At 40.7% G+C, this 16,902-nt stretch carries 16 protein-coding genes and 5 pseudogenes; 4 read left to right on the forward strand and 17 right to left on the reverse strand.

Annotated features, from left to right (window positions below):
• Positions 1–48: 48 nt before the first annotated feature.
• The 3 genes and pseudogenes from BBG47_RS21655 to BBG47_RS31255 form a co-directional block, all read right to left on the reverse strand.
• Positions 49–1,530 (reverse strand): DUF4179 domain-containing protein, encoded by a 1,482-nt coding sequence (locus BBG47_RS21655; protein WP_065293453.1) that lies wholly within the window; start codon positions 1,528–1,530, stop codon positions 49–51.
• Positions 1,523–2,092: an RNA polymerase sigma factor gene (locus BBG47_RS21660; RefSeq protein WP_065293454.1), complete on the reverse strand. Its 570-nt coding sequence runs from the start codon at positions 2,090–2,092 to the stop codon at positions 1,523–1,525. Before BBG47_RS21660 ends, BBG47_RS21655 begins: the two co-directional genes overlap by 8 nt.
• A gap of 833 nt (positions 2,093–2,925) precedes the next feature.
• A pseudogene (locus BBG47_RS31255) lies at positions 2,926–3,084 on the reverse strand (LysE family transporter); the annotation flags it as partial.
• Positions 3,085–3,292: 208 nt separating this feature from the next.
• Between BBG47_RS31255 and BBG47_RS21665 the strand changes: the two are divergent.
• Together BBG47_RS21665 and BBG47_RS29100 are read left to right on the forward strand one after the other, a co-directional pair.
• The gene (locus BBG47_RS21665) at positions 3,293–3,493 is read left to right on the forward strand and encodes a spore coat protein (protein ID WP_083189518.1); all 201 of its coding nucleotides are present in this window, start codon (positions 3,293–3,295) and stop codon (positions 3,491–3,493) included.
• Positions 3,493–3,690: pseudogene (locus BBG47_RS29100) on the forward strand (DUF3231 family protein); the annotation flags it as partial. The gene BBG47_RS21665 and the pseudogene BBG47_RS29100, both read left to right, overlap by 1 nt.
• A gap of 173 nt (positions 3,691–3,863) precedes the next feature.
• Here BBG47_RS29100 and BBG47_RS21670 read toward each other — a convergent pair.
• Positions 3,864–4,097 (reverse strand): glycine zipper domain-containing protein, encoded by a 234-nt coding sequence (locus BBG47_RS21670; RefSeq protein WP_021253306.1) that lies wholly within the window; start codon positions 4,095–4,097, stop codon positions 3,864–3,866.
• A 553-nt stretch (positions 4,098–4,650) separates the two neighbouring features.
• Here BBG47_RS21670 and BBG47_RS21680 point away from each other — a divergent pair.
• Positions 4,651–4,968, forward strand: a complete 318-nt coding sequence (locus BBG47_RS21680; RefSeq protein ID WP_065293456.1) for a DUF2642 domain-containing protein — start codon at positions 4,651–4,653, stop codon at positions 4,966–4,968.
• Between the two features lie 207 nt (positions 4,969–5,175).
• Here the strand turns inward: BBG47_RS21680 and BBG47_RS21685 are convergent, their stop codons facing one another.
• From BBG47_RS21685 to BBG47_RS21725, 10 genes and pseudogenes are all read right to left on the reverse strand, one after another.
• Positions 5,176–6,141 (reverse strand): arsenic resistance protein, encoded by a 966-nt coding sequence (locus BBG47_RS21685; RefSeq protein ID WP_065293457.1) that lies wholly within the window; start codon positions 6,139–6,141, stop codon positions 5,176–5,178.
• A gap of 365 nt (positions 6,142–6,506) precedes the next feature.
• Positions 6,507–7,130 carry a LysE/ArgO family amino acid transporter gene (locus BBG47_RS21690; RefSeq protein WP_065293458.1) on the reverse strand — a complete coding sequence of 208 codons (624 nt, stop codon included), beginning with the start codon at positions 7,128–7,130 and terminating at the stop codon, positions 6,507–6,509.
• Between the two features lie 30 nt (positions 7,131–7,160).
• Complete coding sequence (locus BBG47_RS21695) at positions 7,161–8,168, reverse strand: fatty acid desaturase family protein (protein ID WP_065293459.1); 1,008 nt, start codon at positions 8,166–8,168, stop codon at positions 7,161–7,163.
• A 557-nt stretch (positions 8,169–8,725) separates the two neighbouring features.
• Positions 8,726–8,950, reverse strand: a pseudogene (locus BBG47_RS29105) (hypothetical protein); the annotation flags it as partial.
• A 2-nt stretch (positions 8,951–8,952) separates the two neighbouring features.
• Positions 8,953–9,168, reverse strand: a pseudogene (locus tag BBG47_RS21700) (response regulator transcription factor); the annotation flags it as partial.
• Positions 9,169–9,282: 114 nt separating this feature from the next.
• Positions 9,283–9,762 (reverse strand): DUF4358 domain-containing protein, encoded by a 480-nt coding sequence (locus BBG47_RS21705; protein ID WP_065293461.1) that lies wholly within the window; start codon positions 9,760–9,762, stop codon positions 9,283–9,285.
• Between the two features lie 21 nt (positions 9,763–9,783).
• Positions 9,784–10,932 (reverse strand): DHHW family protein, encoded by a 1,149-nt coding sequence (locus tag BBG47_RS21710; RefSeq protein WP_065293462.1) that lies wholly within the window; start codon positions 10,930–10,932, stop codon positions 9,784–9,786.
• Positions 10,933–10,971: 39 nt separating this feature from the next.
• The gene (locus tag BBG47_RS21715) at positions 10,972–12,378 is read right to left on the reverse strand and encodes an MBOAT family O-acyltransferase (protein WP_065293463.1); all 1,407 of its coding nucleotides are present in this window, start codon (positions 12,376–12,378) and stop codon (positions 10,972–10,974) included.
• 30 nt (positions 12,379–12,408) lie between these two features.
• Positions 12,409–13,116, reverse strand: coding sequence for a GDSL-type esterase/lipase family protein (locus BBG47_RS21720; RefSeq protein ID WP_083189519.1), 708 nt, complete (start codon positions 13,114–13,116; stop codon positions 12,409–12,411).
• Between the two features lie 191 nt (positions 13,117–13,307).
• A pseudogene (locus BBG47_RS21725) lies at positions 13,308–13,543 on the reverse strand (ATP-binding protein); the annotation flags it as partial.
• A 264-nt stretch (positions 13,544–13,807) separates the two neighbouring features.
• Here BBG47_RS21725 and BBG47_RS21730 point away from each other — a divergent pair.
• Positions 13,808–14,089 carry a hypothetical protein gene (locus BBG47_RS21730; RefSeq protein ID WP_021252298.1) on the forward strand — a complete coding sequence of 94 codons (282 nt, stop codon included), beginning with the start codon at positions 13,808–13,810 and terminating at the stop codon, positions 14,087–14,089.
• Between the two features lie 85 nt (positions 14,090–14,174).
• On the opposite strand, the gene BBG47_RS21735 is transcribed toward BBG47_RS21730, so the two are convergent.
• The 3 genes from BBG47_RS21735 to BBG47_RS21745 form a co-directional block, all read right to left on the reverse strand.
• Complete coding sequence (locus BBG47_RS21735; RefSeq protein ID WP_065293465.1) at positions 14,175–14,636, reverse strand: hypothetical protein; 462 nt, start codon at positions 14,634–14,636, stop codon at positions 14,175–14,177.
• Between the two features lie 322 nt (positions 14,637–14,958).
• The gene (locus BBG47_RS21740) at positions 14,959–15,675 is read right to left on the reverse strand and encodes an SAM-dependent methyltransferase (protein WP_065293466.1); all 717 of its coding nucleotides are present in this window, start codon (positions 15,673–15,675) and stop codon (positions 14,959–14,961) included.
• A gap of 19 nt (positions 15,676–15,694) precedes the next feature.
• Complete coding sequence (locus BBG47_RS21745) at positions 15,695–16,750, reverse strand: ATP-binding protein (protein ID WP_254659887.1); 1,056 nt, start codon at positions 16,748–16,750, stop codon at positions 15,695–15,697.
• Positions 16,751–16,902 lie beyond the last annotated feature (152 nt).

Genomic DNA, 16,902 nt, shown 5'->3' on the forward strand with positions numbered 1-16,902 from the left:
TTCACATTCATTTCGATTCCCTCCTAAAATGAGCAAAACCTAAGTGACTTATTTGTCTTCTGTTGGCATTGGCAATGGTACTTTCCAATTCAGCTCATAGCTCTTTTCTGCCAATTCTGAAGTAAGACTAATCTTTTGAGGGAGTTCTTTCATTTCAGAACTTTGCAATTTCATTCGGATATGGTTTCTACCTTGTTCATCCTTTCCTATCATTTTAAAGTCTCCACCTGTTACATCGTATACTTTGCCCGCTTCATCCTTAATCGTCCAACCAAAACAATTTTTTTCTGTGTCATCATCCATTAAAATCGTATCTGCTATATTAATATAGGTTATATCCTTTAAATAAGCCTCTAGTAAAATCGTAGCGTGCTTCTCATTCTTCGGAGATGCTTCATTTAATGGTTCGTCTAAGGTTACTGACTTGATCTCAATTGTTTTGCCATCCTTATCTACTCGTACAGGTTTGTCGGCAAGCTGTTTCGGCTCGAATGATACGCCTAGCTCATACGGTTCTGTTTTTACTAAAGAATCCAATACTAGCGTATATTGATGATCAGGAGACAGTGGAGAAAATCCATACTGCCGATTCGAATGACCGTATTCTCCCAAGGCCTTGCGTGGCGTATCAAGCGCCCTAGTTAAATCACTTACTTTCTCTCCTTTTTCATTTTCAACATGGAAATTCAGCTTAAAATCATCATAGCGAACATAAGGATTAGCTGAATCTACTTTTCCTTTCACTTGTTTGCTTTCCTCTACTAATCCATTCTTTGCCTCTTCCGTCCATTTCGTTTCATAATCCACAAGAGCAGCAGTTGGTGAATGCATAATGCTGTTTAGTTTGATTTGCAGTCCCTGTGGTGTGGTATACGTCTTATCGATTGGCAGCACCTGAGAAGCCTTCGTTGTTTTTTCTAAATCAAAAGGAATCTTTAAGGCCCAATTTCCCTTAACCGAGTCGATCTGATTTCCCTCGAACTGTAATACAAGCTTCTGTTCTTCTGTTTCCCCTGGATTTTTTAGAGTGAGATATCCGTAATTTTCTTGCTTTTTTAACTGATATATTTTAGTTTCTTTAATGACATTCCCTTTCAAATCTGTTACCTCTACGTTACTTATTTGAAGCTTATCCGGATGAATAAAGTTCTTTTGCTGATCCTTGATCGAATAAACGGCCACAATTCTCATTGGATCGGCCAATATCTCCTCTATTTCAAGTGTATAGCCCTGATCAGTCACAGAGGCATTTACCTTTTGTGAAAAACCCTCCTGTACTGCATATTGCAGTTCTTTATCAGAACCATTAAATAAGGATTTAACATAGGCTGCAAAGGTAGGACTCACCGAAATCGTTAAAAGCAAAGCGCAGCCAATAGAGACTGGAAGTACCACGGCACCTACGCCTAGTAAACGTGACCTTTTTCTTTTATCGGCTGCCACTTGGTAAGGCATCACAAAGTTAGGATGCTCCAATTCTCCAGCTACCTTTTTTAAAGTTTGTGTAATTTGTTTGTCAAGATTAGTCATGCATGATCACTCCCATCTCGGTAATTACCTGTTTTTCTTGATTAACTTGCATGTTTTCAGCAATTAACTTTCTGGCCTTATGCAGCCTTGATTTTACCGTCCCCTCAAACACACCAAGGATTTTTGCAATTTCAGCTACACTAAACTCTTCATAATAGTAGAGAATAACTGCAGAGCGATGCTTCGGCGTCATCAACTGAATCGCTTGCCAAATTTGTTGCTCTTTCTCCCTTTGCAGAATACTCTCCAATGGGTTTTGTCCAGGGTCAATAGAGTCCATATATTCTTCTGTATTTTTCTTTCTACGCACTACATTAAGTGCACGATGTGTCACAATTTTCATAAACCAAGCTCGAAACGATGTCCCTTTTCGTTCATCATATCGATAAAGGGATTGATACGCTTCCCATAGAGCTTCTTGAACGGCATCCTGAGCGAGATGGTAATCATGGACGATCAAATAAGCAACTCGAAATGCACTAGTTAAGTGAGGTTGAACAAGTGTTTCAAAATCAACTGGATTTCCCTCCCTGGGTATTGGATAATGATTGCTTTCTTTCACTTCAAAGACCTCCTCGTTTTTCCTTTCACTTCTTATTCACCAGTTCTCGTATTTTGGTTCATAAATAGAGAAAAAAACTATTCCCTCACTTGGGTGAACTGGTTGATGATCAAATTGACAGAGCTTTTTTACATCTGTAATTAACTCTGGGAAATACAAAAAAAAGAGCCGCAACCGCGACTCAAACAAGTCAACTGAAAAAACTGCCATCAAATATGTTCCATGTACGTAAATCAACTGGTTCCAGGTATACCCATCAGGCAGAGATAGCTCGGCCGTGACATAGCCCGCGTTTCAGTGTGGTATCTGTGTCTCATCCGGATTGTCCTCTAAGAAATGCAATGACCAGCCTACAACCTCATTATAATTAATATATTGATGTAAAAGTCAACTTCTCGATTACTTCGATTTTGTTTTATTCGATTTATGCCAAAGGCTGGGCCACTGACCTTTATGCACGAATGACGCCTAATTAATGCTATCAGAGTGTCTTTCTTCAATAAACCCCGTATGAACCGACACGAGCTGAATATAGCACGAATACCGCTTAGATCGCTCTAAACGGTATTTGCAACTTGCTTCACTTATTTAGCGGAGACTCTCCCGTGCCCTTGCTTTCCTCCGAATCGATTCCCGCCTGGCATTCCTCTCCCATATCGCCATGCTTCGACAAATCAACAGATGATACGTCGATCAACTTGCTGGAGTCCGCTTGGCATTATCAAAAATAGCGGAATAGCTGCTGATGGCATCGTCGCTTACACCAGAGAAACACCATTCTGCGCGCATAACCCCACATTTCATGATTCAGGTTATTTACGTCCTGAAAAATCAAAGAACCCGAACAGCAGCAGGAACGTCTTAGTAGACGAAATATTCAGGAAATGAATTACTCCAAAATAAACGAGCAGCATAAATACTCTCTCGGCAGCCATTGCACCAAGACCAACGAGCCTAGCATGCAATTATCCCCTTCTTATCCCCCGATCCATCTGAGCAGCATTGATCGGGCCATTTGGAGCGGCCAATGATAAACCTAACAGGTAGTGATTAATCGATATATTCACTATCGTACCTCCTCATATGTACTGCTTATAGATATATGAGGGGTATACAGCAATAAATCTACTCTCTTAGAGCACATTACTTAAAAGATTCAATCTGTACCTAAATTTGTATGACTGGATAGGAGGACTTGCTGTGACTAATCCAATTGCAACGCATGAGGTGTTGGAAATCCATGAGCTAATGAATTTCAAAAACACCTGCATGAATAAAACGGCATCTATGTACAATTTGGTTTCTTGTGAACAGTTAAAAGCATTGATGGAAATCGACATTCAAAACTCGGCTCAAGCGATAGCCGACTATAAAAACATTCTGTCTCGCATACAACAATAGTTTCTGCTGATACGGCAGCCAGCATGGTTGCCTGCAGCCAAGTAATGGGGAAATCCATTCGGGAAGACATTGGTGCATTGTTTGGAAAATACCACATGACTAAAGCAGCTCTTGGATTGAAAGCTCTTGAAATGAGTAAGGCAAAAGGGTGGCTAATTCCGCCTCCACTGCTAATAAAGAGACCGGAAACAGATTAGAAGAATAAACGACAAGTTAGAGCAAAAAACTTAACACTCCAGCTGTTGTTTAGATTAATCATCGCGTAGCGGTGAGGATATTAACGGTATCGAGAGCAGAATATTGACAATTGAGAAAAATAGAGGGTGCAGAGTTTCCTCAGCACCCTGATTTTTTTCACTAAAATATGGAGCTAGTCCTGTTTATCCTGTTCAGATCCGGTATTATTATCAACTTGATCGCCAGCCTTGTTGCCCAACGATGCGCCTACGATACCACCAACAACGGTTCCTACAGGACCCAAAGCGGAACCAACTACAGCACCTACAGCACCACCACTTACAGTTCCTACAGTCTCTCCAGTTCCCAGACCAGCCGTGTTGTGTTTAGAATCATCGTTTCGGTTACGTTCGTTGTGTTTAGCCATTTCAGTCACTCCTCATTTTGTGATAGGAAACGCTGCTGTTGCCTGCGTATCATTCCAAAACATATCGTTCCCTACCCTAACTAAATTGATTCACTGGGTGCTACTGGGTGCTTTAAGTAATCCCCTCCGAATAATTTCTCTTCTACTGAAAGATAGCCTGAAATTCACATTATTGATTTGAATTCAATCTAAAGTTACGATAACGGAAATGCATAATGTAAGGACAGAAAAACAATGATAACTGTAATGAGTACCATTTATGAAATTGAGTTCTTATACCATGCATTCAGATTTCGAAAACTCATTTACACGAATTCACCTGTTGTGTCATGCGAATCAAAACGCAATTACAGCTGAGGAGATCCATCCTGAAATTAACAGCCATGGCTGTCAATTTAGCCCTCAGCAAGTAAAACAAGAACTGGATCAACTGACGAGTGAAGGTTTCAGGATTTAAAAGCAAAATTTGCTGAGCTCAGTGGAACACCATATAGGTATTTGTCATAAGTTAAATAGATGTGTTTTCAACTTATGACAAAGGAGTATACAACTCATGTATCGTTTTGAGTACTATGGCTTTCCACAAGCCGTACCCCCAGCTCCGCTTTATTATCAAAATGAAGACGTACAACGCAAGGAAACTTCGGTATATCCAGAACATATTAATTACACGGCAGCTGTGGAACCCAAATTCACCGAACAATTGATCCAATACAAAGGGTTAATGATTGTCATCACAACAACTGTCGGCAAATTGGTAGGTATTCTGGATGATGTTTTCATTGATCACGTAACCCTTATCGTTCATGGAAAAAAACATCACATTCGATTATGCGGAATCGTATATTTTGAAAAAGCGGCCGAAAAATAAGCCATGAACGGCCATAAACGTGATTTGGACTTCATCATAAAGATGATACCCTCACAAGGGATGATTGTTAACCTACTGTATGGAACTAACTAGAATCGCTAAAAGAGGCAGCCGATCGTTTCTAACCGGCCGCCCCTCTATGTGTCTAGTAGAACTATCGTTCTCCGTCTATACGATTTTTGAAAACCTGAATCTATTTATATTTACCTATACATCTCTGTAAATAAAATTAGGCACAACATTTATATATAACAGCTCCGCTATCAGTTCAATAATGGTCTGGGTTACGATCACAGACGCTGCTATTGTAGCCATCTCCCCTGGTAAGGTAAGAGCAAGAGGAAGGACAACAAGCGAATTGCGAGTTCCAGCACTGAAAATAAGTGTTCTTCCCTCTAATGGGCCTAAACGAAAAACAGTCGATATGATTCGTGAAATTACCGGAGAAATGATATGGAATAATACATAAATGGGTATCACAGAAATAATGACATGAAAATCCTTTACAACCCTGTCAATTTGAGAGCCTATCACCAAAAAGAGCACAAGTGCCATAAGCGGGACTGGCAGCCATGCTGTAAAGTCCAGTGTTTTCATGCCGCGTATATTTCTTCTAGCTACATATTGAATGATTAATGCAAAGAATAAAGGAACAATAATCAAATAAACAAAAGCTTCAACGAATGGTCCAAATCTTACTATCTCAGATGCCTCAGCACCAATGAATAACCAAAGATAAATAGGCAGTATAATCATTTGGACAATAAAAAGGATTGGAGTAGACGCAAGAATTAGCTTTTCATTTCCTTTGCCCAATTGAGTAAACACAATGACATAATCGATACATGGAGTGAGAAGTACCAAGCAAACTCCGATCAGAACCGGACCAGGCTGAGGGAAAATCTTAATTAATAGGAATACAAGCAATGGAATGAAGATGAAATTCACAAGCAGCAAGACCCCTATGAAGTGTCTATTCGTGAGTGCTTCCCTTAATTTTAGAAAAGGAATTTGACAAAACATGCTGAATAAAAGAACCGCAATCGCAAATGAAACCAAGGGTTCTAGCAAGCCCCCTAATTGTGGACTTGCCAAGCCCACTCCCCCTCCTACAATTAATGCCACTGCATACACGACGATCTGATTCTTTTCTAAACTCTCCCGTGAAAACACCGATATATTCTCCTCTTTTTATTCGAATTATATCATATCGAGAAATCCATAAGTCGTGGAGATGACGTTCACTGCTAAGATCGGAATGAAATCGAATGAATCTCTAAGGGTAAAGAATTGATATTGACAATATACGAGCAGCGATGCCATGATGATAATGGCTTCCTGTGCTTTGTAAGTACGAATAGTCGATTTCAACTTTGCATAGGTATGTTCTATTCAAAAACGGAGATGTCATCAACTTCTTGTCTTTTTATTTGACCACGAAGTTGATGACATAAAGAAAAAAACCGCATTTTAGCGGTCTTTTAACGTCACTATGTTCTTGTCATCCGACAAACTAGTACATGTGACTCTCTCAAGTCTCAAGCCATCAATTGTTCAATCAGCTGCTTTACTATGTATATCGCGACAGCCCAAATAATAATGGCCGAAATCTTATTGATATTACGGATTAACCTACCATTGCTATCTAATTTTCCTACGGCCTTCCCTACAATCGCGAGCGCAAAAAACCAGCACCAAGATACAACGACGCAGGCAACAGTGAATACAAATTTTTCATTCCCCGTATAACTTAGTGAACTTGTGCCAATGACGCCTATCGTATCTAAGATTGCATGAGGATTTAGCAACGAGACAGAAAGTGCAAACAATATCTGCTTCTTGGCATTTAATACATTCCCGTCCTGCTCCGTGTTAGGAGGCTCACTCTTCCAGACGGACCATCCCATATAGACTAGAAACACCAGCCCAGCACCAAAGAGAATAAGCTGCAGCCATGCAAGCTGTAACACAACGATTGAGACACCCAGCACGGCCAGCAAGATTAGCAAGGTGTCACATAATGCGGCAGTTAGAATTACGGGTAACGCTCGTGAAAATCTCTTCTGCAATGCTCCTTGATTAAATACGAATACATTTTGCGCCCCAAGTGGAATAATGAGACCAAAAGCTAATGCGACGCCATGAAAAAATGCAACAGTCAAGATCCTTCCTCCTATTGTCCTGCTGAAATGCTATTCTATTCTTTTATTGCGGCTATTGCGGCCAAAGTGCCTTCCACAGATGTCTTCGATGGCGCTAAAGAAGCCGGGAACAAATGATTTAAAAAATCCAGTACAGTGATGCGCCTTCCTATATTCCTCGTCCTCCATTAGCAGTATATGGGCTTTCTTCAAGTTGTAATGAGGTACAGCCGGAAATAGGTGATGAACTAGGTGGAAATTGTCGTGGTGGGGATGAATTAAAAAACGTTCAAGTGGATTGCCGAACGTATTGCGGCTTGCGTACAGTTCATTGTCTGTCTTCAGACCGGAATGCTCTGCCATCTCAGCCCAGTATCGAAAGATCTGGAAGGTCGTTAGCAATGGAACAAACCAGAATAATAAGAGTTCTTTCCAAAAGCCGAAAGAAATACTACTCGCTATTATTGTAAGCCAATAAATTGACTTGGCAAGCTTTTCTGACCATGGTTCTTCCTTGGATAGGATGTTTACACGAATCGTACCGTAAATATACTTGGGAACATGTGTTAGGGTTAAGGGCTTGAAGATGTGACGAATCAGAAACTGTTTGATACTGTCCTGTGGCTTATCCAGCCCGATCAACGCGTAGCGTTTCGTATCTGGGTCATATTCTGGATCCCACAGGTGCTTGTGATGCATGTAATGTGATTTGCAATAAGTCGTGTAGGAAGTAAATACAGGAAATGCTACAAAAAAGCAAGCCATCCACTTATTCAGGTTGCGGTTCTCGAATAACAGAATATGACTAGCCTCGTGCATTAAGTTGTCGAAGGCTCTCATCCTGCTGCCAATCAAGCAGAGACTAATCAAGTACATCCACCAGCTTGGATAAGCTTTGGCGAGATAGATACCTCCTGCAATAATCAGCCAGTCGTAGCTAATTGCGAAAAAATTATACCAATTGTTCCTTTTCTGCAGCTTTTGTACTTTCTTTCGTATCTCAGTTGAGAATATCGCCTTCTTCACGATATGTTTCTCGCTGCGTACATCTTCCTCCATCATTATGCCTCCTTCTTAGGTTTCTCTACATCAACAAGGATTCTGTCTTATTAAAGAAGTAATGATACTAGGTGACATATCTTGATGGGCAACGGGTTGAATTCGCCGATTATCTCCAATACAAGCCCTCCACCACCTTCCATAAAGGGGCTTATAATGGTAATTTTTTATATATTTAACATCTATATATTACCTTATCTGATACTTTGTGTAAACATCTCTTTAAAGGTTTAACGATGTCAAAACAAATCCCCCTGATTTCAACTTCATCAGGGGGATCTTATTAATTATTAGTCAGTTTAGCTACACTAACAGACAGCTTTACCTCCTTGAATTTATAGTCGCTGGAATAATCACGTGGCGACACATTAACGGTCATATTGCCATTTATCTGTTAAGGACTGATCGGATCCGTTTACTTTAAAGGTAATGCCGTGATTGAGATAAGCGTTGATATTCTCCATATACACCGGCGGCTCCCGATAGAGTCATTCCCAATACGATAGTGGATAGAAGTACTTTTTTCACAACGAATCTCTCCTTTTTATTGAACAAATTCATCTTTTGAAATCGACAATATGGGTTACGGCAAGCTTCTCTTTGTCATCCACAGTGATACCCAGCCTGGAGCCAGAAGGGTTCCAGCTTAGCGGATATGCCGGATAATACGGTAACCCTAGCGGCGAAACCTTACCGGAGACTGTATCAAAAATATAGATCCCATTCATGCCGCCCTTATCCTCGGTATAAACCGCGAAGGCCAGCTTGGAGGAATCGGGAGACGCCGCGGCTGTCCATCCAGCTTGCGGCATACGTCAAAACCGCTTACACGAGGCATCATGACATCTAGCACCATAACGTCAGGTGAGAACGTCTCCACCTTTTCCAGCGCCTTCTGACCGTCCGAAGCTGTCTCCACTTCATAACCTTCCCTGCTCAGCGCGTACACTAAGGCCGCCTGGATGCTGCTCTCGTCATCCACCACAAGTATTTTGATCATGGACATCTCCACTGATTTATTTATGGTTAGCTCAACAATCTATTTTTGACGTTACGAGTCCTTATGGAATATAATACCTATTTGATGCTTTCCCGCGATAGGCAGAATCGTGTTTTACTCTAATGCCGAGTCAAATGCCTTTTCGATCTGCTCAGCATCAGCTGAGACCACAAACAGAACATAGTGAGACTTCACCTTTAGTACATGTTTTTCAAGCAGAGCATATTCATCAGGGCGATAATCTTTGAATTTAACTGCTTGAGCGTCGATTCTTTGTGCAATACTTGCCTTGACACTGTCTATCTGCTTTTCATCCTTCACTTTAATGACAACAATTTCATCCGCTCTGACGTTAGAGGAAGCAGTATATAGCAGGAAGTCCTCTACTTGTTCCGTACCAAGGTCGTACAGCTTCTTCAGCTTATGCGCGTCCCCTTTTTTCAGCTTATCCAACTTGACCGATTGTTTCATCTGATGCTCTATCTTGGCAGCAGACACGTTGATGTCTGACTGCTCCGAAGCACATCCCGATAACACGCTAATTGCAAAGATGAATATGAGCAATGCGAAGAATCGTTTATTTTTAGTGCTCATGGGTATGATCCTGTTCCTCCTTTACCCTTCTTCGTTCGCTAAATAATTGATTGATGGATCTTCAATGAATGTATTCATGTTATACAGAATCAACATGTCATGGATTTGATGCTGCCTCGCAAGCGCTGCTACATCTCCTTCATAATAGCGAAGGTCAACCATATAAATTTCACTGAAATGCGATGTTAAAAAAGGCACGAAGCTGTTCGCATAGGAATCCTTGACCACTAGCAGCTTCTTCCCTTCTCGATGACTTGTTTTCAACTGAATAAGAGAATGATTGCCGTTAAAAAACACAGTGTACTTGTCCTTCTTCTTCACATTGTCCATCGCATACATCGAATTCGTGGACTGTTCCTCTTCGACATAATCGACGGTAACCTTCCCTTCATTCTTTGGTACATACAAATCTATACTGTCAGAGTGCAAATTCCGAAATCCGCTCTTTGAATATAAGGAGCCATAGAAATCTTCCGTTACCGTTCGGATCTCGAATTCCTCTTCCTTCATCGGCTTGTATCCCATCCAATTGCCTAGCTGTTGGTACGCATAGTAAGCACCCTTACTTGTCCAATGATGATCAGTTTTATAGTAGATCGATTCATTCTGATGCGAAGACAGTGCAGGGTATACATCGACATAGCGAATGCTTGGATTCAATGATGTCTTTACGGTATGTAGAGCATCCAGCTCTCGATTCTCAGATACGTATTTAGGGAGTTTGCTTTGAATCACACTAACAGCGGTCGGAGCAAGGATTACATACTTATTAAGTTCAGGTGTCGCTGTATGAAAGGCATTGATCGATTGAATTTTCTCTTCAAGCTCTCCTTTTTTCATTACAGAGAATTTCTGAATTAAATAGCTGTCTTTACCAAGGTACACACCGTTACTTTCTTTTTTACCTATCGCTTGATCCGCATTAGACTTTATACCAACCCATACATCTCTAACTACGAATTGATCCGTTATAAACTTTTCAAAGTTGGAGGTGAACTTCCCCGAAATAAAGCTGTGAAACGTAAACGCAGGTAACTGCTCAAGCTTCCGATTTTCTGCCTCTGAGAATTCCCGCTTCGGCAAGATCAAGTTGAGTAGTAAAATAAGGCCGATTACGCAAAGAAACAACACGGCCATAACAGACAGAGACAACTTGTCATAACGATTCAAGCGAAATCACCTCCTTTGTAAATTGTGATGTACGACTTCTTAAAATCGAAAGTATAAGAAGGGATTATACGTGTCATTGACCAAATAGGCTGTAGAAAGAAACAGGAACAGAACATACAGAATTGGCGATAAAATTGCGCTCCCTAATGGGTATCTTTGCTTTAGTGCTAAAAACATCTGCTTCGGCAATGGCGTCGCTGCCAGGATCGCAAGCAGCAATATAATAAGATTCGTCGACAAGTAATAATAAGTGTTGTTATCAGCAAAATGATGTGTGTATAAGCCAAACATAGCCCCTAAATATGCTAGGGCTGCTGGTAAACGATCGAGATCAAAGAATACCCATCCCACCATAACAATGAGAAGTGTATATAAATTCCCCATGAAACGAGGGAGATACAGCAGCCATTTGTGCAGGAATAGCTTCTCCATCACAATAAAGCATCCGAAATAAAGGCCCCATATGATAAAATTCCAGCTTGCACCATGCCACAAACCGGTCAGAAACCACACAACAAACAAATTGCGAAGCTGCTTTACGATCCCTACCCTGTTCCCGCCTAAAGGAATATATACGTACTCTCGGAACCATGATCCTAGTGACATATGCCATCTACGCCAAAACTCTGACACGCTGGTTGCTATATACGGATAGTTGAAGTTCTTTGTGAGATCAAAGCCGAACATTTTCCCAAGACCACGTGCCATATCCGAATACCCGCTGAAATCAAAGTAGATTTGCAACGTAAAGGCAAGGATACCGATCCAGGAAGTTGCTACTGTCACGTCAGACATAGCTGTTGCTTTGATGCTTGACCAGAGCATGCCGATATGATTTGCAAGCAGCACTTTTTTTGCAAGGCCTCTTACGAACAATTGTGTGCCTTCCCCAAACAGTGATAATGTAATTTTTCGTAGTGTAAGTTGTCTCGCAACATCGCCGTATGCAACGATAGGCCCTGCAACTAGCTGTGGGAACATCGTCACATAGGTACCGAAAGCGATGAGATTTTTCTGAACGGGAACCTTATCTCGATACACATCGATAATGTAAGACATCGTTTGGAACGTGTAAAAGGAAATGCCGACAGGGAGCGGAAGTGTCGTCACTTCTACATGCAAGCCAAACAGAGAATTGATGTTCTCGATCAGAAATCCGTAGTATTTAAAGAAACCGAGAATCCCAAGATTTCCGACAAGGGAACAGATCAACAATGCTCTAGCTGTGCGTTTTCGATACCGATATTTATCAATAAGCAGCCCATACACATAATCGATTACCGTTGAAAAGAGCATGAGAAAGATGTAAACAGGCTCTCCCCATGCATAGAACACTAAGCTTGCTACAATCAAAATTGCATTACGCAGCTGATTCGGTGCTATAAAATAGATCAGAAATGTTATCGGCAAAAACAAGTACAAAAAAATCAGACTGCTGAATACCAACGCTCGTCGACCTCCTTCATGAGACGCGTATTACAGTTCGCCTTTCAGAAAGTCGAGCAAAAGCGGATAAAATTCAGCTTTGAAATGAATGCCGTCCTCATCATAGAGGGCCGGATTCTGCTCAGCAATAGAGGACACATCTACATACTTCACTTGTTTTTTGCCAGCCAGTTCTTTTAACATTTGATTGTACGCGGCAATATTGGAGTACCTTGGCTCTTCTTTTAACGCTTTCTCTGTTACCGGGGTCACCGACAATATCGTTATTTTGGTATGAGGAAGCTCCTCTTTCATCTTGTCGAGCAGCAAGCCGTATTGTTGAATCGCAAATTGCAACGGATTATCTGTTGGCCAAAGGATGTCATCTGAGCCGAGTGCGATAAATAGATGTTCCGGATTTCTCTCGACCAGTTTGGCCACGTCATTGTCTTTTAAGGCGAAAAAGGCTGTTTTTCCGGCCTCTCCAAATACATTCCTGATGTCCAAAACATCATGAAACATAAATCCTTCTGTAATGGAGTCGCCAAAGAAAACACTTTTTTTGAATAATGCTTTCAGTTCAGTATGTTCATTCGTTGATGTTGAGGCTTCTTTTAACGTTTTTGCGTCTTTATTTGCTGACGTTTCTGTATCACCTTCCTGCAGAGATGCCCCGCCATTTTGATTTACACAAGCTGTTAAGAAGACTACAATCATCCCAGCCAGCAGTATCGTTTTACATGTGTTCAACATAATCATCTTCCTCTCCTGTGACTCACTTTTTGTCCATTAATGTACGTGACGTCCTTATCTCATAACAATGGATAGTTTAATGTGGAGAGATGCAGATAAAGTGCAGACGAGATTGATATAAAATAAAAAAAGAGCAGTTCTTGATATTGTCAAGAAACTGCTCACATATATAACGAATCTGAATTGGTTTGGCTTATTTAAGAGCTGCTTTTCTTCAGGTTGAAAAAGAAGAGAACACCGTCCGTTGTATTGCTTGCACCATAACTGACCTCATGCAATTCCAATATTTTTTTGGAAATGGCAAGCCAAGGCCAGTTCCTCCAGTAGAACGGTGGCGGGAAGCTTCTCCACGGTAAAAGCGATCCCATATTTTCTCGATTTTCTCTGACGGTATATGGACACCCGTATTTTCAATACATACCTTCACCGATTCCTCTAGAACGTTGTATCCTTCGTTGCTAAAATAGTCTTTCATAATTTCCCGCAATATATGTTCGTCTTCGACAATTAGAATGGTTTTTGTCATGTATTAAACCTCGTTGATTATTGTAGAGTGAATACAAGCTGATCTTACAAGAAGTTTAACCATGATCCGGTATATATTTCAACTGTTTCGTCGGGGGAATGCATAATGAAGGGATAGAAAAACAATGATAACTATGATTGGATACCATTTATGAAAAGGGGATTTTTCACCATGCATTCAGATTTCGAAAACGCATTTACACGCATTCACCTGTTGTATCATGCGAATCAACATGCACTTACACCTGAGGAGATCCAACCTGAGATTAACAGCCACGGCTATCAATTTAGTCCACAGCAAATAAAACAAGAGCTGGATCATCTGACGAACGAAGGCTATTTAACTATAACAGCTTCCCAATACGATATTACATTAAGGGGAAAAGATGAACTTCGAGACGCTCAGCAGCATCTGGAGACATTATATCAAGAAGTCGCAAAGAAAAAAGTATAAGCAGCTGCTTATATCACAAAAACCAATCCCCCATACGGTTTGTAATAACCGGGCAGGAGATTGGTTTTGAATTAACCAAAGTTAATTACAGCAGAAGCCAGTCAACTGTCTTAGCTATTGCTTCAGCAATGGCTACACCGTATGAATCAGGAACACCTGCCATGCGAAGGCCATCAAGAACAATGGTTCTGATGTCTTCAGTCGCATAATCCTTTGCCGCATCGATTTTAGCTATTGCATTATCGATACCTTCAATGATTTTGCTGGAGTTGTTGGAAAAATATTTTGCCGTATCTTTATTAAGCCATTTTGCAACATTGTAGAGTACTTCACCACCAGTAGTAACGGATCCCTTAATTACACCAAGAGCACCACTAACTAGCACACCCAACTTTCCGGAAGCTTCAGCTTGTCCATCCATAACTTTAACAGCTACTGATGTTACAGGTGCAGGTTTTGCAGAAGCAAACGTTTGTGTCGCCGGAAGTATCGCACTACAAAATAGAACAGCGGCCATTAAAGTGATCATTAATGATTTCTTGAACAATTGGCAACCCCTCCTGGAATAAGAATGTATGATGGAGTAAATGCCCATCACCGATAATGATTATAACATTCCATATTTACCCAAATTAGGTTCTGTTGAACTATTTTGTGAATGATAAAGTAAATATTAGTGCAGAAAATTCCGTTATATTGTCGAACTATCACTACAGAGCGAATCCAGTCCACAGCATCGAAAGTCCTGAACACTAGAGGAGAACATCCAATACATATCGGAATGAAGCAACACTCATACGCTGCACCACTTTCTTTGCAACGAACGTGCCAAGCATGAGTGAGGTACCTACAATAACACCCTTTTGATATTAATCCGCTCTCTTTTGAAACAAAGCTGCCCATAATCCCGATGTGCCAAAACAGTCACTTGGTTGTTCTATATCCTTCATTCTCCGGATTTCAACAATTTGAAAGTCTTTAAATATCATCTTTAATTTCTCAGGAGTATATCCAAGTCCTCCTCTTAGACTACGTTGACGATAAACTTCCCAATCAGTAATATCAGAGCCACCTACATTACCATTCTCAACGAAACAAGTGATTCCAAAGAATCCACCAGGTTTTAAACCTTGGTTAATCAGGTTTACATAATCAATTCTTCGATGCGGAGCAATATGGTGAAAGCATCCAGAATCGTATATTACATCGTATTGTATCTTCTGAATGTCCAAATCAAAAATGTTTTCACAAATAAAACGAATGCTGACCCCTTGCTCTTTAGCCCTTTCATTCCCCCATTGCAAAGCTTCATTGGATGCGTCTACTGCATCAACGTCATACCCTTGCTTAGCCAAATAAATAGCGTTTCTTCCCGGTCCACAACCCAGTTCTAGGCCCCTTCCTCCTGGTGTAATCCATTTTTCCTTGAAATATTGAACCAAGTTTTCATCTGGGGCATTAACGAAAAACGGAACTGGCCTACCTCTTTCAGAATAGAAAGTATCCCAATTAAATGTAGATTGTTCTTTTAATAAGGAATCGAGCATAGTCAGGATATCCTCATTCGTATAAATTGTCTCAACCATAACGTTCCTCCTCGTCGTCTTAATGTAAATAAACGGTCAAGTTCGGATACGACAATGCCAATCTTTCTATTTGTTGATTAAGTGTATCTCTATCGAATCCTCTGCCAAATAATTCAGGGTTAGGTCTCAAGGTTATACTAGTACCATTAGATTGTGTTACGCCTACCGTCAATAGATCGGATTGTGGAATCCCATGTTTATAATCTTGACGATAGATATAACCTTCTCTTTGGACTTCAACAGTAAGACGGTAGGTAAGAGCGTTGACGATTGCAATGCTGATACCTTTTTCCGCGCCAGGTGCTTGGTACGGAGCCTCACTGCTAAATCTTTCGATGTCTGTTAATACAGTTTGTACCGTTGATTTATTACTGTTTTGGAATGCTCCAACTGGTATGCCTCTACCGTTATCGCTAACGGTTGCATCCCCATGTTGATGTAAGAAAATATGAACCTCACTCACGTAACCGGCAACGTGCTCAAGTATTGAATTCTCCAACACTGCCCATAAAAGCAAATTAGCATCAAAACCATCCTTGCTTATTTCCCCCAGATATGAACCTGCAGAATTTCTTACCTCGACCATGTCTAAATAATCGCTAGTATCTAACATATCCACCACGGCTGATAACAACAAAAGTAGTGGTAATTTCCGATGATCAGGTAATGTGTAGCGTCCACTTTTGTCCTGTGATAACAAGTCTGCACCTTGCAATGCCTTCAAATGGTGATATAACTGGCCAGTGGTACCCAAACCTAACTTTTCGACGATTTGTGTACCAGTAAGTGACTCGGTAAGAATGGATATTATAATATCGAGACGCGGTTTACTGCCTAAGGCTGAAAGTATTTTTGAAATTTTATCGGTGCCTATATGAAGTAACTGCTTTAATTGTCTTTCTTTTGGTTCCCAACGCAATAATTGTCCATTTGATTGATACTGACCAGCATAATAAACGGAACCAGACGATTCACTTTCATTACTTGCATGAATCTCGTCCGGCAGCTCAACAGAAGGACGACTGGTTGCAATATTTCGAACGAGTCGTTCTAGTCCTGCCATTTGTGTTTTCAATGCGTCTATCTCAATACGCAATTCTTCGTTGCTAATGAATACCACCTCCAAATATACGTTATTACGTAATATTTAATTATGTATTTACTATATCAATATTCTGACCACATGTAAAGGATTACCATGTAAGTGTTTCAATAATAAAGTAGGCC

Source organism: Paenibacillus sp. KS1, assembly GCF_001680695.1.
GTDB lineage: Bacteria > Bacillota > Bacilli > Paenibacillales > Paenibacillaceae > Paenibacillus_B > Paenibacillus_B suaedae.

Bases quoted from the DNA above. Each gene is read 5' to 3' on its own strand.
- BBG47_RS21705 (WP_065293461.1), bottom strand. From the start codon at position 9,762: ATGAGCACTAAAAATAAACGATTCTTCGCATTGCTCATATTCATCTTT.
- BBG47_RS21695 (WP_065293459.1), bottom strand. From the start codon at position 8,168: ATGGAGGAAGATGTACGCAGCGAGAAACATATCGTGAAGAAGGCGATA.
- BBG47_RS21670 (WP_021253306.1), bottom strand. From the start codon at position 4,097: ATGGCTAAACACAACGAACGTAACCGAAACGATGATTCTAAACACAAC.
- BBG47_RS21720 (WP_083189519.1), bottom strand. From the start codon at position 13,116: ATGATTATGTTGAACACATGTAAAACGATACTGCTGGCTGGGATGATT.
- BBG47_RS21740 (WP_065293466.1), bottom strand. From the start codon at position 15,675: ATGGTTGAGACAATTTATACGAATGAGGATATCCTGACTATGCTCGAT.
- BBG47_RS21655 (WP_065293453.1), bottom strand. From the start codon at position 1,530: ATGACTAATCTTGACAAACAAATTACACAAACTTTAAAAAAGGTAGCT.
- BBG47_RS21680 (WP_065293456.1), top strand. From the start codon at position 4,651: ATGTATCGTTTTGAGTACTATGGCTTTCCACAAGCCGTACCCCCAGCT.
- BBG47_RS21730 (WP_021252298.1), top strand. From the start codon at position 13,808: ATGCATTCAGATTTCGAAAACGCATTTACACGCATTCACCTGTTGTAT.